Source organism: Leucobacter faecis (genome assembly GCF_054456695.2).
Map to the genome: position 1 here is coordinate 137904 of NZ_JBTJER020000004.1, position 22685 is coordinate 160588.

Annotated in this window: 20 protein-coding genes and 2 tRNA genes; 10 read left to right on the forward strand and 12 right to left on the reverse strand. The window is 65.5% G+C overall.

Annotated elements, in window-relative coordinates; translation table 11 throughout:
• Positions 1 to 14: 14 nt before the first annotated feature.
• Both ACXR2W_RS05815 and ACXR2W_RS05820 read left to right on the forward strand, forming a co-directional pair.
• On the forward strand, positions 15 to 584 hold the full coding sequence (locus tag ACXR2W_RS05815) for a hypothetical protein (protein WP_458813132.1): 570 nt from the start codon (positions 15 to 17) through the stop codon (positions 582 to 584).
• A 103-nt stretch (positions 585 to 687) separates the two neighbouring features.
• Entirely contained in the window at positions 688 to 1638 is a 951-nt protein-coding gene (locus ACXR2W_RS05820) for a diacylglycerol/lipid kinase family protein (protein ID WP_458813134.1), read from the forward strand.
• A gap of 21 nt (positions 1639 to 1659) precedes the next feature.
• Here the strand turns inward: ACXR2W_RS05820 and ACXR2W_RS05825 are convergent, their stop codons facing one another.
• Positions 1660 to 2853 carry a RimK family alpha-L-glutamate ligase gene (locus tag ACXR2W_RS05825; RefSeq protein ID WP_458813136.1) on the reverse strand — a complete coding sequence of 398 codons (1194 nt, stop codon included), beginning with the start codon at positions 2851 to 2853 and terminating at the stop codon, positions 1660 to 1662.
• Positions 2854 to 2878: 25 nt separating this feature from the next.
• Between ACXR2W_RS05825 and ACXR2W_RS05830 the strand changes: the two genes are divergently transcribed.
• Positions 2879 to 3358 (forward strand): ATP-dependent zinc protease family protein, encoded by a 480-nt coding sequence (locus ACXR2W_RS05830; protein WP_458813138.1) that lies wholly within the window; start codon positions 2879 to 2881, stop codon positions 3356 to 3358.
• A gap of 81 nt (positions 3359 to 3439) precedes the next feature.
• Positions 3440 to 4804 (forward strand): aminotransferase class I/II-fold pyridoxal phosphate-dependent enzyme, encoded by a 1365-nt coding sequence (locus ACXR2W_RS05835; RefSeq protein WP_458813148.1) that lies wholly within the window; start codon positions 3440 to 3442, stop codon positions 4802 to 4804.
• 144 nt (positions 4805 to 4948) lie between these two features.
• On the opposite strand, the gene ACXR2W_RS05840 is transcribed toward ACXR2W_RS05835, so the two are convergent.
• Positions 4949 to 5656: a DUF4282 domain-containing protein gene (locus tag ACXR2W_RS05840; protein ID WP_458813151.1), complete on the reverse strand. Its 708-nt coding sequence runs from the start codon at positions 5654 to 5656 to the stop codon at positions 4949 to 4951.
• A 229-nt stretch (positions 5657 to 5885) separates the two neighbouring features.
• Positions 5886 to 5972: transfer RNA gene (locus ACXR2W_RS05845), tRNA-Ser, on the reverse strand.
• 204 nt (positions 5973 to 6176) lie between these two features.
• Here ACXR2W_RS05845 and ACXR2W_RS05850 point away from each other — a divergent pair.
• Positions 6177 to 6815, forward strand: coding sequence for a CHAP domain-containing protein (locus ACXR2W_RS05850; RefSeq protein ID WP_458813153.1), 639 nt, complete (start codon positions 6177 to 6179; stop codon positions 6813 to 6815).
• Between the two features lie 93 nt (positions 6816 to 6908).
• Here ACXR2W_RS05850 and ACXR2W_RS05855 read toward each other — a convergent pair whose 3' ends face one another.
• A complete protein-coding gene (locus tag ACXR2W_RS05855; RefSeq protein ID WP_458813155.1) occupies positions 6909 to 8240 on the reverse strand; it encodes a glycosyltransferase in 1332 nt (443 codons plus the stop codon).
• A complete protein-coding gene (locus ACXR2W_RS05860) occupies positions 8240 to 9400 on the reverse strand; it encodes a glycosyltransferase (protein ID WP_458813468.1) in 1161 nt (386 codons plus the stop codon). Before ACXR2W_RS05860 ends, ACXR2W_RS05855 begins: the two co-directional genes overlap by 1 nt.
• A gap of 247 nt (positions 9401 to 9647) precedes the next feature.
• On the opposite strand from ACXR2W_RS05860, the gene ACXR2W_RS05865 reads away from it, so the two are divergent.
• Positions 9648 to 10031: a helix-turn-helix domain-containing protein gene (locus tag ACXR2W_RS05865; protein ID WP_458813157.1), complete on the forward strand. Its 384-nt coding sequence runs from the start codon at positions 9648 to 9650 to the stop codon at positions 10029 to 10031.
• A 336-nt stretch (positions 10032 to 10367) separates the two neighbouring features.
• On the opposite strand, the gene ACXR2W_RS05870 is transcribed toward ACXR2W_RS05865, so the two are convergent.
• The 5 genes from ACXR2W_RS05870 to dnaK all read right to left on the reverse strand — a co-directional run bounded on the left by ACXR2W_RS05870 (position 10368) and on the right by dnaK (position 15777).
• A complete protein-coding gene (locus ACXR2W_RS05870; RefSeq protein WP_458813159.1) occupies positions 10368 to 11861 on the reverse strand; it encodes a class I SAM-dependent methyltransferase in 1494 nt (497 codons plus the stop codon).
• Positions 11849 to 12271 (reverse strand): heat shock protein transcriptional repressor HspR, encoded by a 423-nt coding sequence (locus ACXR2W_RS05875; protein WP_458813161.1) that lies wholly within the window; start codon positions 12269 to 12271, stop codon positions 11849 to 11851. Before ACXR2W_RS05875 ends, ACXR2W_RS05870 begins: the two co-directional genes overlap by 13 nt.
• A gap of 80 nt (positions 12272 to 12351) precedes the next feature.
• Positions 12352 to 13305: a DnaJ C-terminal domain-containing protein gene (locus tag ACXR2W_RS05880; protein ID WP_458813163.1), complete on the reverse strand. Its 954-nt coding sequence runs from the start codon at positions 13303 to 13305 to the stop codon at positions 12352 to 12354.
• Positions 13298 to 13930, reverse strand: a complete 633-nt coding sequence (locus ACXR2W_RS05885) for a nucleotide exchange factor GrpE (RefSeq protein WP_458813165.1) — start codon at positions 13928 to 13930, stop codon at positions 13298 to 13300. Before ACXR2W_RS05885 ends, ACXR2W_RS05880 begins: the two co-directional genes overlap by 8 nt.
• Before the next feature lie 2 nt (positions 13931 to 13932).
• Positions 13933 to 15777: a molecular chaperone DnaK gene (dnaK, locus tag ACXR2W_RS05890; RefSeq protein WP_458813167.1), complete on the reverse strand. Its 1845-nt coding sequence runs from the start codon at positions 15775 to 15777 to the stop codon at positions 13933 to 13935.
• Between the two features lie 270 nt (positions 15778 to 16047).
• Between dnaK and ACXR2W_RS05895 the strand changes: the two genes are divergently transcribed.
• Together ACXR2W_RS05895 and ACXR2W_RS05900 are read left to right on the forward strand one after the other, a co-directional pair.
• A complete protein-coding gene (locus ACXR2W_RS05895; protein WP_458813169.1) occupies positions 16048 to 17415 on the forward strand; it encodes an MFS transporter in 1368 nt (455 codons plus the stop codon).
• Positions 17416 to 17579: 164 nt separating this feature from the next.
• On the forward strand, positions 17580 to 18854 hold the full coding sequence (locus tag ACXR2W_RS05900; protein ID WP_458813171.1) for an ATP-dependent DNA helicase: 1275 nt from the start codon (positions 17580 to 17582) through the stop codon (positions 18852 to 18854).
• Positions 18855 to 18988: 134 nt separating this feature from the next.
• Here ACXR2W_RS05900 and ACXR2W_RS05905 read toward each other — a convergent pair whose 3' ends face one another.
• Positions 18989 to 20107, reverse strand: coding sequence for a biliverdin-producing heme oxygenase (locus tag ACXR2W_RS05905; RefSeq protein ID WP_458813173.1), 1119 nt, complete (start codon positions 20105 to 20107; stop codon positions 18989 to 18991).
• A gap of 198 nt (positions 20108 to 20305) precedes the next feature.
• On the opposite strand from ACXR2W_RS05905, the gene ACXR2W_RS05910 reads away from it, so the two are divergent.
• Positions 20306 to 21514, forward strand: a complete 1209-nt coding sequence (locus ACXR2W_RS05910; protein ID WP_458813175.1) for a serine hydrolase domain-containing protein — start codon at positions 20306 to 20308, stop codon at positions 21512 to 21514.
• A 93-nt stretch (positions 21515 to 21607) separates the two neighbouring features.
• A tRNA-Gly gene (locus tag ACXR2W_RS05915) sits at positions 21608 to 21678 on the forward strand.
• Between the two features lie 81 nt (positions 21679 to 21759).
• Here the strand turns inward: ACXR2W_RS05915 and proC are convergent.
• Complete coding sequence (proC, locus tag ACXR2W_RS05920) at positions 21760 to 22569, reverse strand: pyrroline-5-carboxylate reductase (protein ID WP_458813470.1); 810 nt, start codon at positions 22567 to 22569, stop codon at positions 21760 to 21762.
• Positions 22570 to 22685: the final 116 nt, after the last annotated feature.

Genomic DNA, 22685 nt, shown 5'->3' on the forward strand with positions numbered 1-22685 from the left:
CCGAAGGAGCTGATATGAGCACAGATGCGGCCGCCAACACCGGCACGCGCGCCACGAGCGTGCCGTCCATTGAGCGCGCGACGGGGCGCACTTGGGCTAGCTGGCTCGAGCTATTCGCCGCACAGGGCGCCGAGAAACTGGGTCACGCCGCGATCGCCAAGATCGCGCGGGCGGCGCTCCCCGACGACCTGCAGAGCGTGGATTGGTGGGCGCAGGGGGTCGCGATCGCCTTCGAACAACATACGGGGTTGCGGGTGCCCGGGCAGGGCTCAGACGGGTTGTTTCGTGTGAGCGCAAGTCGCACGCTTGTTCTCGACCGCGACGCTGCGATCGACGCCTGGGTAGCAGTGCATGGAGGCGCCGCCGAGCACCGCGGCTTCGCGGTGCAGAAGCCGCGCAGGTCGCGCACCGAGAAACGATCGTTCTGGCGATTCGACCTCGACGGGATGGGCCGTGTTGAGGTGTCAGCCACGCCCAAGGGTGATGATCGTGTCACGCTGAGCGTCAACCACGACGGCATGCCGAGCGGTGAAGAGGTCGAGCAGTGGCGTGTGTACTGGAAGGGGTTGCTCGCGGCGATCTGACAGTGCCACCCGGCTTTTCCCAGTCGCATCTCAAGTTTCTCGCGTGTCATGGGTGATGTACGACCCCATTCATTTTGCAGGCCCGTTTCAGCCAAGGGACCCCATGAAGAACGCAATCGGAATCGTTTGGAACCCGTCTAAGACCAGCAAAGAAGTGCTGAGCACCGCCCTCGACGAAGCCTTCACGCGCACGGCTGCCCGCGAGGTACTGTGGTTTGAGACCGCAGAAGATGACCCCGGGCGCGAGGCCGCGCGTGCCGCGGTCGCGCAGGGCTGTAGCTTGGTCATCGCGGCGGGCGGTGACGGTACTGTGCGCGCGGTCGCCGATTTTTTGGGCGAGTCCGGATCGCCGAAGGCTGCGCTCGGCATCGTGCCTATGGGCACGGGCAACCTACTGGCACGCAACCTGGGTATTACGCTGGGCAACCCCCGTGCAGCGCTTGAGCGCGCTTTGCAGAGTGACGGTGCACCGCTCGATCTGGGGCGGGTAACAGTCACTACGGCTGACGGAACTACCGTGAAGCTCGGCTTTGTTGTCATGGTGGGCTTCGGTCTCGACGCACAGATGATTGTTGAAACTGACGATGAGTTGAAGGCCAAGGCTGGCTGGCTCGCCTACGTCGAGTCGCTGGGGCGCGCGGCCACAGGCACCGAGATCGTCGAATTCGCGCTCGCACAAGACAGTGGAGAAGCCGTGCAAGAGCAGGCGCATACCCTCCTCGTCGCTAACTGCGGCAGCATCCAGGGCGGCATCACGCTACTCCCCGATGCGCAGCCCGATGACGGCGAACTCGATCTCCTTCTGCTGCGTGCCGACGGCGTCGCAGCCTGGCTGGACACCATGCGCAATCTTGTCTGGGACAACGGGCTCAAACAACTGTTCTCGGGAGCGACTGGGGCCGAGAGTTCTGACTCGACGGCGCACCTTCGCGCGCGCCGGGTGCATGTGTCATTGCCGGTACCGCTCGCGTTTGAGGTCGACGGTGACGATGTTGGAAAGGTGACATCGTTCGAGGTCACACTGCTACCGGGCGCATTGCAGGTGTGCGCGTAGACGAAGCCCCAGCCGCGGTCGTTAGCCCTCGGCGAGTTCTTGCGCGCCGGGCGGCAGCTTACGCACACGCGCGCGGCGGCGTTTCTTCTCGGGGATCATGCCGCGCATTTCGTCGAGTTTGCCGAAGCACAGCAGCCGATCTTCGGCCTCGAGCACCACGTGTTTGCGCGGATTGGGGATCACCTGCACGCCTCGGTGCAGGGTGAGCACCGTTACGTCCCGATCCCACAACCCCAGGTCGCCGAGGGTCTTACCGACGTGTTCTGAGCCGTGCATGGTGAGCTCGGCAACGCCGTAACCCGTCGAGACCGACAGCCGCTGGCGCACGTCGATCTCAGGGAAGTTCACCTGGCCTGCGATGTAGTCGATGATCGCGCCCGCAACGTCGAGCCCCGTCGCCGCTTCAATGCCCTGCAGCCCGGGCGACGAGTTGACTTCCATCACGAGCGGGCCTTCGTCGCCCTCGAGCATGTCGACGCCCGCGACGCGCAACCCCATGATCTGCGCGGCGCGCACGGCCGCCTGCTCATACTCAGCATCGAGCGTGACGGCCTCAACCGAGCCGCCGCGATGCACGTTCGAGCGAAACTCATCGCCCGCCGCGGTGCGGCGCATCGCTGCGACAACCCGGTCGCCCACCACGAGGGCGCGCACGTCGCGGCCGCGACTCTCTTTCACAAAACGTTGAATGAGCACGTTTTGGCGGGTCGAATGCAGTGTCTCGATGATCGCTTCGGCGACCTTCACTTCGGGGGCCAGAATCACGCCGATGCCCTGGGTGCCCTCGAGCAACTTAATGACGACGGGGGCGCCGCCGACGCTCTCGATCGCGGGGCGCACGTCGGCGCGGTTGCGCACAAACGCGGTCGCGGGCATCTCGATGTTGTGCCGCGACAGGATCTGAATGGCGCGCAGCTTGTCGCGCGAGTTCGAGATACCGTTCGCGGTGTTGGGCGTGTACACGTCCATCTGCTCGAACTGTCGCACGACCGCCGTGCCAAAGTAGGTGATCGAGTTGCCGATGCGCGGCAGAATCGCGTCGTAATCGCTCAACTGCTTGCCGCGGTATGCGAGGTCTGGCTCGTCGCCCGCGAGGTCAATCGAAAAGCGCAGCGTGTTGAGCACGCGTACCCTGTGCCCCCGTTCTTCGGCGGCCGCCACGAGGCGCTGCGTCGAATATGCCTGCGGGGCGCGCGAAAGAATCGCAAGTTTCACCGTGAATACCTGCCAAGATAGAAGCGTGAACGGACTCCCCTATTCAAGCACTCTTACGGGGTGGCGTGAATGGGTGCGCCTCGACGGAATCGGCGTGCCCTGGATAAAGGCCAAGATCGACACCGGCGCACAAACCTCTGCGCTACACGCGACCGAGATTGTTGAGTTTGAGCGCGACGGCGCGCCGTGGGTGCGGTTTCAGGTGCAGCCCTGGCAGGTCGACGATCGCGACGCCGTATCGGTTGAGCTGCCGGTGCACGATCACCGCATCGTGCGCAGCTCGTCGGGTCACGCCGAGTCGCGGCCCGTGGTGCTCACCACCCTCGGTCTCGTGGGTCGCGAGGTCGAGGTGCAGCTCACACTCACCGACCGCGAAGAAATGGTGTTTCGCATGCTGATTGGGCGCGAGGCGCTCGAGCAGGGGTTCATTGTCGACTCGAGCGAATCGTTCTTGGGCGGGCGGCCGCCGCGTGCGGTGCGCCAGCGCAACCGCGGCCAGGCGTAACACGCCCTCAGCCGTAACGTCAGTCTTCACACGCCGACAGCGCAGTGCGCCGCCCCTACACTGGTGAGCGTGAATGAGCGCATGAATGCAAGGTGGCGTGACGTTGCGGCCGCGACCGGTCTGCTGTCGGCCACCGGCCAACCCGCCCCCACGATTTTCGCCGAGATGACGGCGCTCGCGACCCGCACGGGCGCCGCGAACCTCGGCCAGGGGTTCCCCGACACAGGCGGCCCCGAATGGGTGCGAGAGGCTGCGATAGAGGCGATCCGGAGCGGACAGAACCAGTACCCGCCCGGTCGCGGCATCATCGAGCTGCGGCGTGCGATCGCGGCGCATCAGGCGCGGCACTATGGCCTCGCGTTCGATCCCGAGACCGAGGTGCTCGTGACCGCTGGCGCGACCGAGGCCCTCGCGGCCGCGATTACGGCGTTCGCGGGCCCGGGCGACGAGGTGGTGACGCTCGAACCGTTCTACGACGCGCACGCCGCGTCGATCGCCCTCGCGGGCGCGGCTCACGTGACCGTGCCGCTCGTGCCAGCTGCGGGCCTCGAAGCCGAGGGCGCCGAGGGCGCTGCGGGCGCTGCGGGCGCTGCGGGCGCTGCGGGCGCTTCGGCAAGTTCCGGATCGGGGTTTGCGGTCGATCTCGCCGCGCTGGAGCGCGCGGTCGGGCCGCGTACGCGGTTGATTCTCGTGAACACGCCGCATAACCCGACGGGCACTGTGCTGACCCGCGCCGAGCTCGAAGCGGTGGCAGCGGCGGCGAAGCGCGTAGGGGCCATCGTCGTTACTGACGAAGTGTACGAGCACCTCACGTTTGGGGCCGTGCACGTGCCGATCGCGACGCTGCCGGGCATGGCCGAGCGCACGCTCACGATCTCGTCGGCGGGCAAGACCTTCTCGCTGACGGGGTGGAAGATCGGCTGGGTGACGGGGCCCGCGCAGCTCATCGACGCGGTCGCCACCGTGAAGCAGTTCTTGACCTACTCGGGCGGGGCGCCGTTTCAGCCGGCGATCGCGCAGGCGCTCGCAGAGGCGGGCGCGGGCGATGGCGCGAGCACTGGCGCAAGCACTGGTGCAAGCTCTGGCGACGCTGCGATCTCCGAGCTGCGTGACAGCCTCGCCGCCCGCATGGAGCTGCTCATCGACGGGCTGCGCGCGGCGGGGCTTACGCCAGTGCGGCCTGGCGGCACCTACTTCGTGTGCGCAGATGCCGCGCCGTTGTTCGCGGCGGTGTCGGCGCTCGCTGGCGAACCTGTCATAGACGGGGCGTCGTTTGCGCGGGCTCTGCCCGAGGCGGTCGGCGTGGCGTGTGTGCCCGTGTCGGCGTTTTGTCGGGCGGGCTCACCGACGGCCGATGCCCTCAAGGACTGGGTGCGGTTCACGTTTGTGAAAGATGAAACAGTGTTGCGCACCGCGATCGAACGCCTGTCGAGCCTCACGTCGTAGCTCAGCGTACAACGCAAGTGGGGCCACAGGCGGTGGTTATACGTCTGTATAACCACCGCCTGTGGCCCCACTAGCAGTGCGAGAGCGAGGTAGTGTTCGCTACTTTAGTGTTCGCTACTTCAGTGTTGGCTACTTCAGTGTTCGCTACTTCTCTGCCGCCGCGCGTCCCAGGCGCACGAGCTCAGCCGTGTGCTGCGAAGTGCGAATCTGAGCGGTCACAAACTCGAGCCCCACGCGCAGCAGAATGACGTTGATGAAGCCGGGGATCCAGCCGAAGATCAGCGCGAGCACGCCGAAGATCATCATGCCGCCACCGCCGCTACCGCCAAACGCCGAGACCGCAGCGCTCGAGATACCGCCCATGATGAACAGCAGAAGGGCCGTGCCGATCCAGCTGAGCACGGCGATCACGATGCCGATCACGTAGATCACCTTCACGAAGCTCGTGGTGACCGATCGCTCGGCCGCAAAGCTCAGGTCAAACAGGCTGCGGAAGAAACCGGCCTGGCCCGAGTGCGCGTGCTGCTGCTTGCCATACTGCTGACCGTTGAACGGGGCCGCCGGCGTGCTCTGAGCGGCAGGTCCACCAGCCGCGCCCACACCCGCGAAACCCGCACCGTAGTTGGCGGTGCCACCGAGCACGGCAGTGTCTCCGGCCTGTGCCGTTTCGGGCGCAACGGGGGCAGGAGGAATGCTCGATGCAGAGTCTGCGCTTCCCGCGGCCTCGGCTACGGCGTCAGCCGACCGCAGCTGCTGGGTCCACTGCTCGCCGTCCCAGTAACGCAGCTGACCGGTGCCGCTCGGGTCGGGGTACCAGTCAGCGGCGGGCTTCTGCGGGGTCTCGTCAGTCATCTGCGTGTCCTTTAACAACTCATACGGGCGGGGCTTGTCGAGCGCTCACAAAACGACAAATATCGCTTGGACACCCTCCAAGCGACGGTACCAGAGCAGTCCACCCGAGCGCACTACTGCCCGAAACTTGGCCATGCTTCAGCACGCTGCGCTCAATAAGCTGCAAGCTCTCACGAAAAAGCCCCCGGCCCTGGCTCAAAGCGTCAGGTCGGGGGCTATTTCTTTACGGCGGAGGATAGGGGATTTGAACCCCTGAGGGCTTTAACACCCAACACGCGTTCCAGGCGTGCGCACTAGGCCGCTATGCGAATCCTCCTGAACTGGCAAAAGCCAGCGCTCGCAAGTCTAGCGTGTTCACTGCGCAGGCCCGAATCGACACACGCCGAGTGCACACAGCTCGCGCACAGAACCCGAAAATCTTCGCGAATAACTTGAAAGTAACAGAACGGTAACGCATACTAGGTGAGGCGCTCGGGCCACGGCCCGGCGCTTTTCAGTTGGAATCAAGGAGTTAAAGTACGTGAAGTTTTCTGCCAAGGCCAAAGCACTGGTCGTGGGGTTTGTAGCCTCCATTACCTTCGCGTTCGGCACGGCACCCTCGTACGCTGAGGTTCCCGTCACTGACTTTTCGAGTTCTGCGGCGCTGCCCGCGGCGGCCGTCGCACAGTCCCTCGCGACCGACGGCGACGCCCTTGCAGGCGTCGCGATCGACTCTGTTCTCGCTATCGAAGAGGTCGCCGAGGTCCCCTCGGGCTTCGACGTCGCGGCTTCGATCGCGCTCGCTGAAGAAGAGGTCGGCACGAGCCGTCCCACCGGCTGGAGCCAGCCCGGCGAGTGCATTATGTCTGCCCAGCGCTGGATCCGCGCGGGCGGCGGTGCCTGGACCGGCGGCGGCGACCCCGTCACCAACTACAACAATGCGACCCGCATGACCCTCGCGACTGCCGCTCCCGGCGACATCATTCAGTACGAGTTCATGGCCTCCCCCTCGTCATGGGTCACCGGTGTGCACACCGTCATGATCACCGAGGTCAACGGCGACGGCACGTTCACGATCATTCAGTCGAACAGCCCCGGCGGCTCGGGCCTCGTGAGCAAAGAGGAAAACTGGGTACCGCAGGCCCCCGCGGGCTTCGAAGCCGCCGTCTGGCGCTTCTAACCCCTGTACACGAAAAATATGCGCGACTAATTCCGCTTAAAGCTGGCCCAGAAGCGGAATTAGTCGCGCATATTTTACTTTCCTCGACCGGTGTCAGCTACGCACGGTCTTGAGGGCGATCTCGTAGGCCTCGAGCATCAACTCGATGCGCCGCGACTGCAAGAACGCGCTGCCCGCGTCGGGCGCGACCCTGTTCGGTGCGGAAGTGCCCTCTGCCGTGGCGTCGGGAACTGCGCCGTCGGGAGCTCCGAGGCCCGGCTCGATATCCCCCTTCGATCCGGATCCTGCCCCAGCGCCCAGAGCGAGCTGCGCGACCGCAGCGCGCAGCACATCTGCGAGGTCAGCGACCGTGCCGCCGCCAGCCACCCAGGCGGGAGCCACTGCGACATCGTGTGCGATCTCTGGGTCGCAGAAGATCGTGGGTGTGCCGAGGGCGGCCGCTTCGAACGGGGTGAGCCCCTGCGTCTCGAACCCGATCGACGTTTGCACGAGCGCGTCGGCGTCGTGCATCGCCGCGAGCGCGCCCGCGTAGGGCACCGGGCCGGCGAGGTGCACCCGATTCGTGAGCCCGAGCTCGGCGACCCGCTCTCGCACGCGCGGCAGCAGCAAGCCGGCCCCGTGCAGCGTGACGTCGGCGTCAATGCCCGACTGGGCGATAGCCTCAATAAACTCGAGCACGCGCTTTTCATGACTCATGCGCCCGAGCCACACGAGCTTGGGGCGTACGCGGGCCGTGCGCGGCACCGCGCGGGCGGCCTCGATTGCTTCATCGTCGACACCGCCCGGGGTGACGAGCACTCGGGAGCACACACCCCGTGCCTCAAGCAGCGCCGCGAAGTGCTGCGACGGCGCCGTGACGACGGCAGCCTCTGCCGCGAGCTCGGCGAGGTAGCGCCACGCCCCACGCGCCGCAGCAGCGCCAACAGCACCTGCACCACCACCGCGCACGCGACCGAGAGCGAGCGTGCGCCAACCTCGCAGCCCCGCGAACGCGAGCGCAGCGAGCCCCGGCACGGGCGTTACCGCACGGGTGCCCTCGTCAACGTGATTATGCATCGTGTGCACGACCGGTACACCCAGCCCGCGCGCTGCACGCAGCCCAATCATTGCACCCCAAAAGTCGCCCTGCACGTGCACGAGATCGACGGGCGGCAGGGCGCGCAGCGCCGTCGCAAGCGCACGGTCAGTGCGGGCGCTGGGCCACGACATGCCGTACTCGCGGTCACGCGTGATCGCCCGCGACGGCAGGTCGATGTAGGCGGCGCGATCCGGAGCCGACGTTTCGTACCCCGCCCGGTGCAGAGCCGGGGCCGCGACCGTGACGCGGTGCCCCAGACGCTCGAGGTACTTGCGCTGCAGCCGGATCGCCACCTGCACACCTCCGAGCGAATCGGGGTGCTGGTCGGTGACGATCAGCACGTGCATTAGCGTGTGACCTCTTGGCCCCGGTAGAGCGCTTCGAACGTGTCGAGCGTGCGGTCGATGTCGTGCACCTTGACGGCTTCGAGCGATGCGCGCTGCATCGCTTCGTACTCGGCGGGCTCGTACTCGAGCACGGTCGTGATGCGGTCTGCGAGCTCACGGTCGTTGCCGGGCTGAAACAGAAAGCCGTTCTCGCCCTCGTGCACCAGGTGTGGCAGGGCCATCGCGTTGGCAGCGATAATGGGAAGGCCCGACGCCATCGCTTCCATCGTGGCGATCGACTGCAGTTCGGCGATCGAGGCGATCACAAACACGCTCGCGCCCGTGAGGTGTGCGCGCAGCTCGGCGTCAGACACGCGGCCCGTAAATGTGACGCGGTCGGCAATCCCCAGCTCGGCGGTGAGCTTCTCGAGACTCTTACGTTGGTCACCGTCACCGACGATAGTGAACGTGGCCGCAAGGGCAGGGTCAAGGCGCGGCAGCGCGCGCAAGATCACGTCAATCTCTTTTTCGAGGGTGACGCGGCCCACAAACACGATCTTGTTCTCGGTGCGCTTGCCCACGACCGAATCGTAGTCAGAGGCGCGCAGCCCGCAGCTCACCGGCAGCACACCACGTCGGTGCGTGTTGCGCTCGAGAAAGTCGGCGGCGCGACGCGTGGGAGTCGTCACGGCAGACGCGAGGCGCAGCACGCGGTCGGCGGCGCGCCAGCCCCAGCGCACGAACACGCGCTTGGCGCGCTCGGGCAGCAGGGTGAAGTCGAGCACGTTCTCGGGCATCACGTGGTTGGTCGCCACGATACGAATGCCACGCTTGCGGCCCTCGATCGCGAGCGCGCGCCCAATGATCACGTGCGATTGAATGTGGATCACGTCGGGCCGCACCCGGTCGAGCAGCCTGCGCGCCTGCGGGCGCGCCCGCCACGGCAGCACGAATCGTAGCCAGTCGTGCGGGTACCAGCGCCAGCTCGCCCACCGGTGCACGGTCATCTGCTCGCCCTCGATCGTTTCGATGAACGTGCCCGCGGTGGCGTGCGTCTTCGAAGGCGCGGCGACGTGCACGTCGTGGCCGCGGCTCACGAGCCCCGCTGCGAGGCGCTCTGCGAACCTCGCCGCACCGTTGACGTCGGGCAAGAACGTGTCGCAGCCGAGCAGAATACGCATCGGTCGCTGAGGGGTAGCTTGGCTCACGAAGTTCTGGGTCCTTAATGTCTCGGTGCACGCAATTTCAGACAGGCTCCAGTGTATTGATGGGTCGCTTACAATCTGCGCAAAAGGTGGCAATCGGGTTTTGAGAGGCTCCGGATCGCCATCAGTGTGCGTAAACACTTTGGGTGCAAACATACTAGGTGCAAACCACCTGGGTGGTAACGGGCTGGTGGTGTTAGCTTGATCCCGTCAGTCTTATGTCATGCCCAAAACCAAGTCTGCTGCCGCGCTCAAAATCGGTGGCCGTGTTCGGGCTGTGCGCCGCAAGCTGGGTATCTCGCTCGAAGACCTTGGGCAGCTGTCTGAGATCAGCTGGACCAACATCGGCAAGATCGAACGCGGCGACTCGAGCCCCACCGCCGAATCACTCGTGCGGTTGGCGACGGCACTCGAAGTCGATCCCGGAATCTTCTTGAGCGGCATCACGGCCGACGATTACGGTCGGCGCTCGCACCGTTTCACGGTGGGCGACCTGATTCGCGGGCGCGACCGCGCCGCTCGTGCTGCTGGCGCTGATGTTGCTAGTGCTGGCGGTGGTCAGACCGACGATGTCGGCTCTGCCGACGGCGGCGCGCAAGCCGGTTAATCTGCAGCGCAGTAGCTGCTGAAGTCGTCCTGCACGCCCACGCGCCACAGCCCCACCTGTCGTCCTGCGCGCCCACGGGCACAGCCTCACCCGTCGTCCGGCACGCCCACGCGCCACAGCCTCACCTGTCGTCCTGCACGCCCACGCGCCACAGCCTCACCTGTCGTCCTGCGCGAGCGCAGCGAGTCGCAGGACCCACCCTGGATTCTGCGACTGCGCGCAGAATGACAAATGCTCAATCGGCGCAGAATGACAAATGCTCTATCGGCGCAGAATGACAAGTGCTCTATCGGCGCAACTCTAACAAGGAGCCCTCGATGCGAGCGCCTGCGTGGGTTAGCGTTTGACGGCTGAGAGCACCGTAAACGTGCGGTCGCGCGCGAGCTCTCTCGTTGCGCCGATCACTTGCTCGACGAGCGGTCGGTATCGCAAGTGTGAGTTAAATACGATGCGCAGTTCACCACCGGGCGCGAGCGCGCGCGTGCATGACCTGATGAGCCGGTGCGCGACGCCCGCGTGCACGGTTGCACCGGTGTGAAACGGCGGGTTGAGCAAGATCAGGTCGGCGGCGCCGGTTGGCACCGCTTCGAGTGCGTCGCCTCGGTGCACGGTGACGCGGTGCCCGACCCCTGCGGCTTCTGCCGTGAGCCGGGTCGCGTTCACTGCGGCGGCCGACTGGTCGGTCGCCGTCACCCGTGCGCCCGGCCAGGCGAGCGCCGCCGACACTGCGAGCACACCATTGCCGCACCCCAGGTCAACCACGCTGTACGGGGTCGCCGCGTCGGCAGGTGTGACGCCTGGCTTTTCGCTTCGCCCGCCCAGCTCGCCGCGCTCGCCCAGCTCAGCAGGGTCTGATGATTGCGCGGCGGGAGCGCCTAGTCCCCGCGGCGGGTCGCTGCGCAGCGTCTGCAACAGCAGCCGGCTGCCGTGATCGAGCGTGGGGCCGCCAAACGTCTGCCCGAACGCCGCAACCTGAAACTCGAGCGCGGGGTCGCTGCCCCACTTCGGAAAGGGGGCGGAGCCGTCGGTGCCAGCAGTAGCACCACCAGCACTAGCACCGCCAGTGTTAGCCCTACCGGCACCGCGCGACCCCGTCGCGGTGAGCACGCGCGACTTACGCCAGCCGAGGCCCGCTGTGACGTCGGTGAAGTGCTCGGCCAGGACCTCGTTCATGCGGCGACTCATGTGCTTATCTCGGCCACCAGCGAGCACCACCACGTTAGGGTCGGCGTAGCGCGCGATCGCCCACGCGATCTCGGTGAGCGCTTCGAGCCCGCGCGGCAACTGGACGAGCACCAGTTTTGCCCCGGTCAAGAGCTCCGCGCCCAACTCGTGCGACTGGTAGGCCTCAGTGAAGGTGGATTCTGCGACTCGCTGCGCTCCCGCAGAATGACCAGAACCTGAACGCTGCGCTCCCGCAGAATGACCAGAACCTGAACGTCGCGCTCCCGCAGAATGACCAGAATCTACACCTTGCGCTCCCGCGGCGTGATCGGAGTCTAAGCGCTGCGCGTTCGACGCGAGGGCGCGCTCGGCGAGCACGGGGTCTTGGTGAGTGCGGATCCGGAGCGACCCCAGAAGCGCCGCCGCCCCGAGCGTGAGCGCGCCGTGCCGGTCGCCGATGATCACGAGCTCGCCTGGGCCGCGTTGTGAACGCGCCGCGATGTCGCGCAGCACACCGGCAGCGTCCGACAGCAGCAGCAGATCGGTCGCGTCGTAGGCGCGCAGTTCGTCGGCGTCGAAGTCAGGGTCACGCGTGAGCTGCGCGCAGAACGCCTCGATGTCGGGCAGCGTAGGCTCTGGTGCCGCGGCCGCGCTCACGGCTTCCACACCACAACTTCGGCCGCGCGTCGCACGCGCGTGCCACGGTGCAGCGTGATGACTTCGCCGCCTGCGGATCCGGCGGCAAAGACCCGCCTGTCTGGGCGCCGAAGCTGCTCTTCGGTGAGCGCGCGTTCGAGATCGCGCACGCGCGTCTCAAGCTCGCGCACCTGCGCTTCGAGCTGAAACACGCGCCGGATCCCCTCGAGGCTGAGGCCCTCGGCCGACAGCCGGGCCACCTCGCGCAGCTGGGCAACGTCGTGCAGTGAATAGCGGCGGGTGTTGCCGCGGGTGCGCTGCGGTGACACGAGCCCGATGCGGTCGTACTGCCGCAGGGTTTGGGGGTGCATCTCGGCGAGGCCTGCGGCGGCGGCGATCGCAAAGACCGGGGTGTAGCGGTCGAGCTGCTCGTGCGCCATGTGCCTTCTCCGTTCGCTGTGCAGCGGGTGTTGCAGTAAAACTTGGGGGGGGCGGGCGGCGTGTGGCCGCCCGCCCGCGCCTACCCGTGTGAGCGGGCCAGCAGATCCTCGCGGGGGTTCTCGCTCGGTTCGACCGCGCGAAACGCCTCGAGGGCCTCACGCGCCGCGTCAGACAGGTGGCTGGGCACAACCACCTGAACCTCGGCGAGTAGGTCGCCGACGCCCTTCGAGCTGGTGACGCCTCGGCCCTTCACCCGCAGCACGCGGCCGCTCGGAGTCCCGGGCTGAATCTTCAGCTTGACCGGCGCGCCACCAAGAGTGGGCACCTCTACTGTTGCCCCGAGCGCCGCCTCCGAGAAGGTCACCGGCAGCTTGAGGCGCAGGTGCTGGCCATCACGCTCGAACACCGGGTGCTTGCGCACCGCGATGGTCAGGATCAGGTCGCCTGCCGGGCCACCATTGGGGCTCGGCTCACCCTTGCCACGCACCTTAATCTTCTGGCCATCTGCGACGCCCGCGGGAATCTTCACCTTGACGGTGCCCGTAGGAGCCTGCAGCGTGACAGTGTCGCCGCTGACTGCGGTCTCAAAGTCGAGCGTGGTCGACGCTTGCACGTCGCGGCCGGGCTGGGGGCCGCGTGCGCCGCCCCCAAACATGTTGAAGATGTCTTCGAACCCCTGGCCGCCGCCCTGTGCACCGTAGTGGCCGCCACGACCAGCGCCGCCGCCGAACATGCCGCCAAACATGTCGTCGAAGCCCTGACCACCGCCGCCACCCGAGGTGAACCTGGCGCCGCCCATGCCCATGGCACGAATCTGGTCGTACTCAGAGCGCTGTTCTGCGTCAGAGAGCACCGAGTATGCCTCGCTGATCTCCTTGAACTTCGCCTCGGCGGCGGCATCACCCGGGTTGGAGTCGGGGTGATACTTGCGGGCGAGCTTGCGATAGGTCTTCTTCAGCTCTGCATCGGTGACACCTTTTTGCACACCCAGCGTCTTGTAGAAGTCTTTCTCAAGCCAATCTTGACTAGCCATCAGCCCCCACCGCCACCGCGACCTTGGCGGGGCGCAGCTCGACTTCGCCGATCCGGTAGCCCCGTTCGATTACGTCAAGAACCGTGTGCTCTTCAGTGCCGGGCACCGGCACCTGGGCAATCGCCTCGTGGAACTGCGGGTCGAAGGCTTCACCCTTCTCGCCGTAGCTCTCGAGGCCGAGCTTTTCGAGCGTGCCGCGCAGCTTCTGCGCGATCGTCGCGAACGCCGATCCCTCGGGGAGGTCGCCGTGCTGCTCGGCGCGGTCGAGGTCGTCGAGCACCGACAGCATCGGCGAGACGGCCGCCGCGACTGCGCGCTGCTTCTCGACCGCGGCATTTGCCTCGGTGCGCTTGCGGTAGTTCGCGTACTCTGCGCTCAGACGGCGCAGGTCTTCGAGGTAGGGGTTCTCGGCGTCACTCGCAGATGACTCGTCGCCGCCGCCGTTCTCGCCCTGATCCGGCACCTGATCTGATGCGCCCGAAGCAGCATCGGCCGCGTCAGCGTTCTGCTCAGCGTTCAAGATGTCCTCTACCGTGAAGTCGCCCTCCTGCGGCACAGGGCCGGAGGCATTTGCCTCCGACCCTGCTGCAGGAACGTCACCGTTGTGCTGTTCCTCGTTCGTCATGCTTACTTCTTCTCCTCGTCGTCTTCAACGACCTCGGCGTCAACAACGTCGTCATCGTTCGACTCTTCGGCGCCAGCCTCGGGGGCTTCAGCCTGTGCGGCGGCGTAGATTGCCTCGCCCAGCTTGCCCTGGCTTTCACCGAGCTTGTCTGCAGCTGCCTTGAGCGCGTCGTCATCTTCGCCGGCCAGAGCCTGCTTCAGCGCGTCGAGGTCGCCCTGCACCTCGGTCTTGACGTCCTCGGGCAGCTTGTCCTCGTTCTCCGAGATCAGCTTCTCGACCGAGTACGCGAGCTGCTCAGCATTGTTGCGCTGCTCAGCCGACTCGCGGCGCTTCTTGTCTTCTGCAGCGTGCTCTTCAGCCTCGCGCACCATACGCTCGATGTCGTCCTTCGAGAGAGTCGAACCACCCGAAATCGTGATCGTCTGCTCCTTGCCGGTGCCCTTGTCCTTCGCCGACACCTGCACGATGCCGTTGGCGTCGATGTCGAACGTGACCTCAACCTGCGGCACGCCGCGGGGAGCGGGCGCGATGCCGGTCAGCTCGAACGTGCCCAGATTCTTGTTGTCGCGGGTGAACTCGCGCTCGCCCTGGAACACCTGGATTGCGACCGAAGGCTGGTTGTCCTCAGCCGTCGTGAAGGTCTCGCTGCGCTTGGTGGGAATAGCCGTGTTGCGGTCGATGAGCTTCGTCATGATGCCACCCTTGGTCTCGATACCGAGGCTCAGCGGGGTCACATCGATGAGCAGAACGTCCTTGCGCTCGCCCTTCAGTACGCCAGCCTGCAGCGCAGCACCAACGGCCACAACCTCGTCGGGGTTGACGCCCTTGTTGGGCTCCTGGCCACCGGTGAGGCTCTTCACGAGCTCGGTGACAGCAGGCATGCGGGTCGAGCCACCTACGAGCACGACGTGTGCGATCTCAGAGACCTTCACGCCCGCCTCCGAGATGACGTCCTGGAACGGCTTGCGGGTGCGCTCGAGGAGGTCCTTCGTGAGCTCTTCGAATTTGGCGCGGGTGAGCGTCTCGTCGAGGTTCGCGGGGCCGTTCTCGGTGAGCGAGAGGTACGGCAGCTGAATCTGGGCGCTCATCGAGTTCGAGAGCTCCTTCTTCGCCTGCTCTGCAGCCTCCTTGAGGCGCTGCAGTGCAATCTTGTCCTTCGACACGTCAACACCGGTCGAGCTCTTGAACTGCGTGATCAGCCAGTCCACAACGCGCTGATCCCAGTCGTCGCCGCCAAGACGGTTGTCACCCGAGGTCGAACGCACCTGAATGGTCGAGAAGTCGTCGTCCTTGCCCACCTCGAGCAGCGAGACGTCGAACGTGCCGCCACCGAGGTCGAACACGAGGATCAGCTCGTCCTCCTTGCCCTTGTCGAGGCCGTAGGCGAGGGCCGCGGCAGTGGGCTCGTTGATGATGCGCAGCACGTTGAGGCCCGCAATCTCACCGGCCTCCTTCGTTGCCTGGCGCTCGGCGTCGTTGAAGTACGCGGGCACGGTCACAACCGCGTCGGTGACCTTGTCGCCCAGGTAGGTCTCGGCGTCGCGCTTCAGCTTCATGAGCGTGCGCGCGCTGATCTCCTGTGCGGTGTAGCGCTTGCCGTCGATCTCGTCGGTCTTCCAGTCAGTGCCCATGTGGCGCTTCACCGAAGCGATCGTGCGGTCGACGTTGGTGACGGCCTGGCGCTTGGCGGTCTCGCCTACGAGCACCTCGCCGTCCTTCGTGAAGGCAACGATCGAGGGGGTGGTGCGAAAACCTTCGGCGTTCGCAATGACGGTGGGCTCGCCACCCTCAAGAACCGAAACAACCGAGTTCGTGGTGCCGAGGTCAATACCAACTGCACGTGACATACGTAGCTCCTTAATTTGTTTAACGCTGGGGCGCAGTGTGCGCCTGGTCTTGTGGTCACTCATCTCGGCATACTGGCCCCTGCTTGGACCGCTCACCGAGATTGAGCCCGATGGACTCAAGTTTAGTAAACGCTCAGCGAGAGTCAAGTCGAGTTGACAAAACTTGAGCGAGTCTCACTCAACTTTCAGACTCGCAACCCATTCTCCCCGAGGAACGACAGCCCAGGCCACAACGCACCCTCCTGCGCGACACCCGATACGCTTAGCCCCATGAGCGAGCACGCCCCCGCGAACCCCGCCCCACTGCCCGGTAGCCCCAGCGATCCTGGCGGCATCGGCACCCCGGCAGCGCACCCCATCAAGAAGCGTACGGTCTTCGCATGGTCACTGTGGGACTGGGGCTCGGCAGCGTTTAACGCCGTTGTCACCACGTTCGTCTTCAGCGTCTACATCACGCAAGAGGCGTTCGGCCCAGAGCACATCGTCTCAGCGAAACTCGGCACCGCACTCCTTATCGCGGGCATCGCAGTTGCTCTGCTCGCCCCCGTCACGGGGCAACTGTCTGACGCGGCTGGCAAGCGCAAGCTGTGGCTGGGCGTCAATACGGCCGTCGTCGTGGCCTGCACAGCCCTGCTGGTGCTCGTCGCGCCCGAGCAGCAGTTCCTCATGCTCGGACTCGTGCTCCTCGCGGTCGGCAACGTCGCCTTTGAGTTCGCGAGCGTCAGCTACAACGCGATGCTTTCACAGGTCTCCACCAACAAAAACGTGGGCCGCGTTTCGGGCTTCGGCTGGGGCATGGGCTACCTCGGCGGCATCGTACTGCTCGCGATATTGCTCGTCGGGTTCATTTTCCCCGAGCAGGGCTGGTTTGGCGTCACACCCGAGAACGGCTGGAACGTGCGCGTCGCCATGGTCGTGGCTGCGCTGTGGTTCGCCGTCAGCGCGATCCCCGTGTTCTTTGCGGTGCCCGAAATTCAGGCAGACCCCGCTCGTAAACCGGGCATGCGCGGCATTCTCACCGCCTACGGCACACTCTTTAGGCTCGTCGCCGACCTGTGGAAGAACGCTCGCGAGACCCTCGTGTTTCTCGTGGCGAGCGCCGTGTTTCGCGACGGGCTCGCTGGCGTCTTCACGTTCGGCGGCGTAATCGCGGCCCTGAGTTTTGGCTTCGACCCCACGACTGTGATCATCTTCGCGATCGCTGCCAACATCGTCGCGGGCCTCGCGACGATCATCGCGGGTTACGCAGAAGACCACATCGGAGCGAAGGCGATCATGGTGTGGTCGATCCTGCTCATGGTCGTGGCCGCGATGCTCGTGTTCGTGCTCGCCCCGCTCGGCTCCTGGGTGTTCTGGGTGTTCGGGCTCGTGCTGTGCATTTTTGTCGGCCCGGTGCAGTCGGCGAGCCGCTCGTTCCTGTCGCGCCTCATTCCCGCGGGCCGCGAGGGCAAGATCTTCGGCCTCTACGCCACGACGGGCCGCGCAGTCTCGTTCCTCGCACCCGGCGCGTTCACCGTCGCGGTCGCCCTCGGCGGCACCGCGCTCTACGGCATCCTCGGCATCGCCCTCGTGCTGCTCGCGGGCCTACTCCTGCTGCTGCCCGTCAAGGCACACCACACCAAGTTGCCTGCGGCATAATCTCGGCACGGGGTCTTCCAAAGCCCCGGATCGGGCCAAGCTCCGGATCAAGCCGTGCGCTCGCTGACACAAAATATGCGCGACAAGTTCCGCTTACGAGACGTTCAAAAGCGGAACTTGTCGCGCATATTTTTAGAACCGAGAGTCGACGGTACCCTTATGAGGTGGCCCGCCCCTCCCTCTCCCCCGAACAGCTCGACGTCTACGAACGCCTCGAGCTCACCCGCGAACACGTCTTCGTGACCGGGCGAGCCGGCACCGGCAAGTCGACCATTCTGAACCACCTTGCATGGAACACGAGCAAGTCGATCGCCGTGTGCGCGCCCACCGGCGTAGCCGCCCTCAACGTCGGCGGGCAAACGATCCACTCTCTGCTACGTCTACCGACCGGCGTGATCGCGGATCACACACTCGATCAGCCCGCCGAACTCAAGAAACTACTCGGCGCCATCGACACCCTCGTCATCGACGAAATCTCCATGGTGTCGGCCGACCTCATGGACGCGATCGACCGTTCGCTTCGCCAGGCCCGCGGCAAGCGACACGATCCCTTTGGTGGTGTGCAGATCATCATGTTTGGTGATCCCTTTCAGCTACCACCCGTGCCGCCGCGCGACCCCCACGAGCGCGCCTACTTTCACGATACGTACCGCTCCCTCTGGTTCTTCGACGCGAAGGTTTGGCAGCAAACCGAGCTCGCAGCTATCGAGCTCACCGAGGTACACAGGCAGAGCGACAATCGCTTCAAACAGATCCTCGGGGCCGTGCGCTTTGGTGTCGTCGACGTCGATCAGGCCGGCGAGCTGAACGCGGCGGGCGCACGCCCCGCCCCGCGCGACGTGATCACCCTCGCCACCACCAATGCAACCGTCAACCGCATCAATGCGGCTAGGCTCGCCGAAATTCGCGGCTCCGCGCTGAAGGCGGTGGCCGAGGTGACCGGCGAGTTCAAGGAGAACACATACCCCGCCGACGAGGTGCTCGAGCTGAAGCCCGGCGCTCAGGTCATGTTCTTGCGCAACGACCCCGACGGGCGCTGGGTCAACGGCACCATTGGCACCGTGTCACGGGTCAAAGGCACGGTGTGGGTTGAGGTTGACGGCGAAGAGTTCGAGGTCGAACCGACCACGTGGGAGCGGTTTCGTTACCGCTACGACGCTGAAACAAAGAAGCTCGAGAAAGAGGTTGTGGCCGAGTTTGAGCAGTTTCCGCTGCGCCTGGCCTGGGCAGTCACCGTGCACAAGTCCCAGGGGCACACGTACGACGCCGCCAACATTGACCTTGGCCCGCGCGCGTTCAGCGCGGGCCAAACCTACGTTGCGCTGAGTCGGGTGCGCTCACTCGACGGGCTCTACCTCGCACGCCCCCTGCAGCCACGCGACGTGATCGTTGACCCCAACGTGGTGCGGTTCATGCACGAGCGCGCCGCGCGCCCCTAGGTCGGTTAAGCACCGGCTAGGCGCTGATCCGGATCGACCCAAAACAAACAAGCCCCCGGGTGCAAGATTGCAGAGACTGCTTGCACCCGAGGGCCGTTGTGTTGTGTGGCGCCCGATGACGGGCGCTTAGACCGTTACGCGTTCGCGGCTGCCTTCGCCCTGCCCAGATCGACGAACACCGCAGTGTTAAAGCCGTATGCCGCGCGCACCTCGTCGAGCATGCGCTGCTGCTCATCGGCAGCGAGCGTCGCCCCGAGGGCGTCAAGCGCACCACGGTACTCGTTCTTAAACTCGTCGAGCGCGCCGAGCGCGGTGAAATCGTAGAACGAGACGCCCGCCTTCTCGAGGCCGTGCTGCTTCGACACGCGGCGGGCAATGATCTGGCCGCCCGACAGGTCACCGAGGTAGCGGGTGTAGTGGTGCGCGACGATGCCGGCGACCCAACCTTCAGCTGCGACCTCGCGAATACGAGCAGCGTAAGCGGCCGTAGCCGGGACGGGTGCGATCTTGTCTGCCCAGTCAGCACCGAGCAGGTGCTCGAGGTCGACCTTGAGCGTCTCGAGCCGCTCAAGCTCTGAGCGGTGGAACGAGGCCATCGTCGCGTTGTCTGCATACTGCGCCGTCGCAGCTTCGAGCGCCTCATACATGAAGTAGTGCTGCGCCGACAGGTCAATGTAGTCCTGCTTGGTCGCCTTGCCACGCATGATGTCTTCCATAAACGTGGCGCCCTCGCTGTCGGAGTGGTCACCCCACGAGCTCTCGCGCACCACGACCGAGAACGGCTTCTCGCCCTCTGCGTATTCCTCGGTGCTCGCGTGCGGGTTGCCGCCGCCGTGACCGCCGTGCGCGCCATGCCCGTGTCCGTGACCGCCGTGCGCGCCATGGCCGTGACCACCGTGTCCATGACCAGCCTGCGCATCATCGACGCCGTGCGAGCTGGCGATCTCACCCTCGTGCTCCTGACGCGCCTCGACGCCCAGCGTCTTACACGCCGCACGGTACACAAGCACCACTGCCTTGCGAATCTCGGGGCGCTCCGTGAGGGGCGCGTTGGGCCAGGGTACGGTCAGTTCGTGGTCGCCTGCGGCGTCAGTAACGCGCCAAACGCCCGCTTCACCCGTGACGCCCACCATCGTGCTTCCCGTCGCCTCGGGGTACCCGAAAGCGCGGGCGATCAGCAGGTTGTCCTCCGCATGGTCACCATTCATGTGTCCGGTCACCCCGGCAATTACGTCTTCAGCAAAGTTCGTCACACCTTGTATTCTAGGCACTCTGCAGGGCTCGGGGGCACTGTTCGCGCGAATCTCACCCCTCCGGCCGATTCTTCTCAGCCCCGCCCAGTAGAATCCCGTTGTTTTGTCTTTATTCACCTGGCGTGGATTCGAAGCGTTGATTGGCGGACGAATTTGATTTCGAACCTTGCACACCGAGGTCGTTTTGCAATGGTTGCAATGGTGGCTTCTGCTGCCCTGCTGCTGAGCGGCTGCTCTAGTGACACGACCGCCAAGGCAGTGCCAGACTCCTCAACCGTCTCTGACTCAGCGGCGACCCGTATTAACGATGCGGTAGCTCAAGCGATGACACTCAGCGGCTCAACCGAGGCCGTCGTTGGTGTGTGGGGCGAGGGCGATCAGTCGTTTGTGCGCGGTTACGGTGACGGGGTCAGCGCGAACACGAAGATTCGCGGCGCTCAGGCGACCCAGCCCGTCATGTGTGCGCTGCTGCTCGATCTGGCTGACACAGGCCGCATTGACCTCGATCGCCAGATCTCCAAGGATCTCACCCGCCAGTCGGGCATCGAAGACATCACGTACCGCGAACTCTGCGACATGCGCTCGGGGCTCGCGGACTTCAAAAAGGGTTTCGCCGACATCTATGCGAACAACCCCACGCGGTTCTGGCCAGCGCAAGAACTCCTGGCTCAGGGATTCGCTCACTCACCGATGTCGTGGCCGGGGCTCAACATGCACCAGTCAGACACCAACATTGTGTTGCTCGAGCGAGTGCTCAGGGTTGAGCTGGGCACCGAGCCCACCGACATTCTCAAGAATCGAGTCTTTGCCAAGGCCGGCATGGGCGCCTCGTACTATCCCAATCTTTCGAGCACGACGATAGCGGGCGATACGCTCGCGGGCCTCACCTATCCCGCGGCCGGCGGCAGCCCCGTCTGCGACGTCGAACCCGTTTCGGTACCCGAGGTTTCTCCCTCAATGCTGTCGGGGGCTGGCGCGACCGTGACCACGGTGACCGACCTCAAGAACTTCTACGAGCACTTCGTCGGTGGCACGTTTGGCGGCGAATACGCGTCGCTCGTCACCGAGACCATCCCCACGGACAACCCCAAGCGCGACAAGGAAGGCAACCCGACTGAGGAGCCGCCCGCCGACGGCCGCCAGTGGGCGTTCGGCGCCGAAAAGGTCGGCCCGCTGTACGGCCGCTCGGGCGCCATCACCGGCACCCTCACCGCCGCCTACCACGACCCTGGTACCGGCTTCTCGGTCGTTGTCGCGGTCAATAACTCGTCTGCGGGCGCGGCCTTCATCAAGGCTCTCGCGTTCGAGCTGGCCGCTATCGCCGCCGAAGAAGGTTTTGGCCCCGAGCTGACCTGGAGCGTCGAAGACCAGGCAGCCGAACTCACCAAAACCGCTGTCTGCCAGTAGCGACGCGCCCTAATTCACGTCGCGCGCGGCGTCGCCCCAAACTGCTATAGTTGGTGCGGCGCCAGCGCCAGTCTCGATATCGAGGCGAACTCTGGGATCGTCGTCTAGTGGTAAGACATTTGCTTCCCAAGCAAAGAATGCGGGTTCGATTCCCGTCGGTCCCTCTGAATCAGCAAAGCCCCCGCGCGAGCGGGGGCTTTGCTGTTTGATCCGGATCATTCCAGGCCGCGTACGCAGCTTGGCCGCTACGCGCCCTCGAGCTCCTCTGAGCGCTGCACGTTCGCAGCGAGCGCGCGATCGAACAGCGCCCCCCAGTCGTCGCCCTGCAGCACCTCGATGGCGCGCTCCGTCGTGCCTTTGGGGCTCGTCACGTTGCGGCGCAACTGCGCGGGCTCGTCATCGCTCTGGGCGAGCAGTTCGGCCGAGCCTACGAGCGTCTGCTGTACGAGCAGGCGCGCCTGCTCGGGCGTGAACCCGCGGTGCTCGGCCGCCGCGATCATGTGCTCGGCGTAAAGAAACAAGTAAGCCGGGCCCGAGCCCGAGACCGCGGCGACGTCGTTGATTTGTGCTTCGGCGACCTCGATCACCTCGCCCACCGTCGCAAAGAGGGCGCATGCGAGCGCCACGTCATCGGGCCGGGCGGTCACTCCGCCCGCGACGCCGGTCATGCCGCGGCCGATATGGGAGGGCGTGTTGGGCATGGCGCGCACGACCGCGACGCCCGCTGGCACGAGTGCCTCAATGCTCGCGCTCGTAACGCCCGCCGCGACGCTCACGAGCACGGTGCCAGGCGTGAGATCGCCCGCGATCTCACGCACCACATCATGAATCAGCCACGGTTTTACGCCCAGAATCACGAGGCCCGCCCCGCGCACCGCAGCGCGGTTCGCTTCTGGGTCGGTCTCGGCGGCGAGCGCTACGACACGGCCCGCTTCGGCGCGGGCTGCGGCGCTTGCTGCCGACTGGGTGGTGACGGTGATGGGCAGGGGGATCCGGATCCCGGGGGCGGTGAGCCCCGAGAGGATGGCGCCGCCCATTGAGCCGACCCCAATCATGGCGGTGCGGGGCAGCGTGCTGGCTGAATCTTGCGTTGTTGATGTGGTCACGGGCCCAGTCTAAGAGCGACGCGGCGATGGCAAGAGTCAGCATGCCGCCGCGCACGGTCTGTGCA

Coding starts and splice junctions, on each gene's coding strand:
- dnaK (WP_458813167.1), bottom strand. CDS start 15,777: ATGTCACGTGCAGTTGGTATTGACCTCGGCACCACGAACTCGGTTGTT.
- ACXR2W_RS05910 (WP_458813175.1), top strand. CDS start 20,306: ATGGTGGCTTCTGCTGCCCTGCTGCTGAGCGGCTGCTCTAGTGACACG.
- ACXR2W_RS05815 (WP_458813132.1), top strand. CDS start 15: ATGAGCACAGATGCGGCCGCCAACACCGGCACGCGCGCCACGAGCGTG.
- ACXR2W_RS05885 (WP_458813165.1), bottom strand. CDS start 13,930: ATGACGAACGAGGAACAGCACAACGGTGACGTTCCTGCAGCAGGGTCG.
- proC (WP_458813470.1), bottom strand. CDS start 22,569: ATGATTGGGGTCGGCTCAATGGGCGGCGCCATCCTCTCGGGGCTCACC.
- ACXR2W_RS05895 (WP_458813169.1), top strand. CDS start 16,048: ATGAGCGAGCACGCCCCCGCGAACCCCGCCCCACTGCCCGGTAGCCCC.
- ACXR2W_RS05880 (WP_458813163.1), bottom strand. CDS start 13,305: ATGGCTAGTCAAGATTGGCTTGAGAAAGACTTCTACAAGACGCTGGGT.
- ACXR2W_RS05835 (WP_458813148.1), top strand. CDS start 3,440: ATGAATGCAAGGTGGCGTGACGTTGCGGCCGCGACCGGTCTGCTGTCG.
- ACXR2W_RS05860 (WP_458813468.1), bottom strand. CDS start 9,400: ATGCGTATTCTGCTCGGCTGCGACACGTTCTTGCCCGACGTCAACGGT.
- ACXR2W_RS05840 (WP_458813151.1), bottom strand. CDS start 5,656: ATGACTGACGAGACCCCGCAGAAGCCCGCCGCTGACTGGTACCCCGAC.
- ACXR2W_RS05820 (WP_458813134.1), top strand. CDS start 688: ATGAAGAACGCAATCGGAATCGTTTGGAACCCGTCTAAGACCAGCAAA.
- ACXR2W_RS05875 (WP_458813161.1), bottom strand. CDS start 12,271: ATGGCGCACGAGCAGCTCGACCGCTACACCCCGGTCTTTGCGATCGCC.
- ACXR2W_RS05865 (WP_458813157.1), top strand. CDS start 9,648: ATGCCCAAAACCAAGTCTGCTGCCGCGCTCAAAATCGGTGGCCGTGTT.
- ACXR2W_RS05855 (WP_458813155.1), bottom strand. CDS start 8,240: ATGCACGTGCTGATCGTCACCGACCAGCACCCCGATTCGCTCGGAGGT.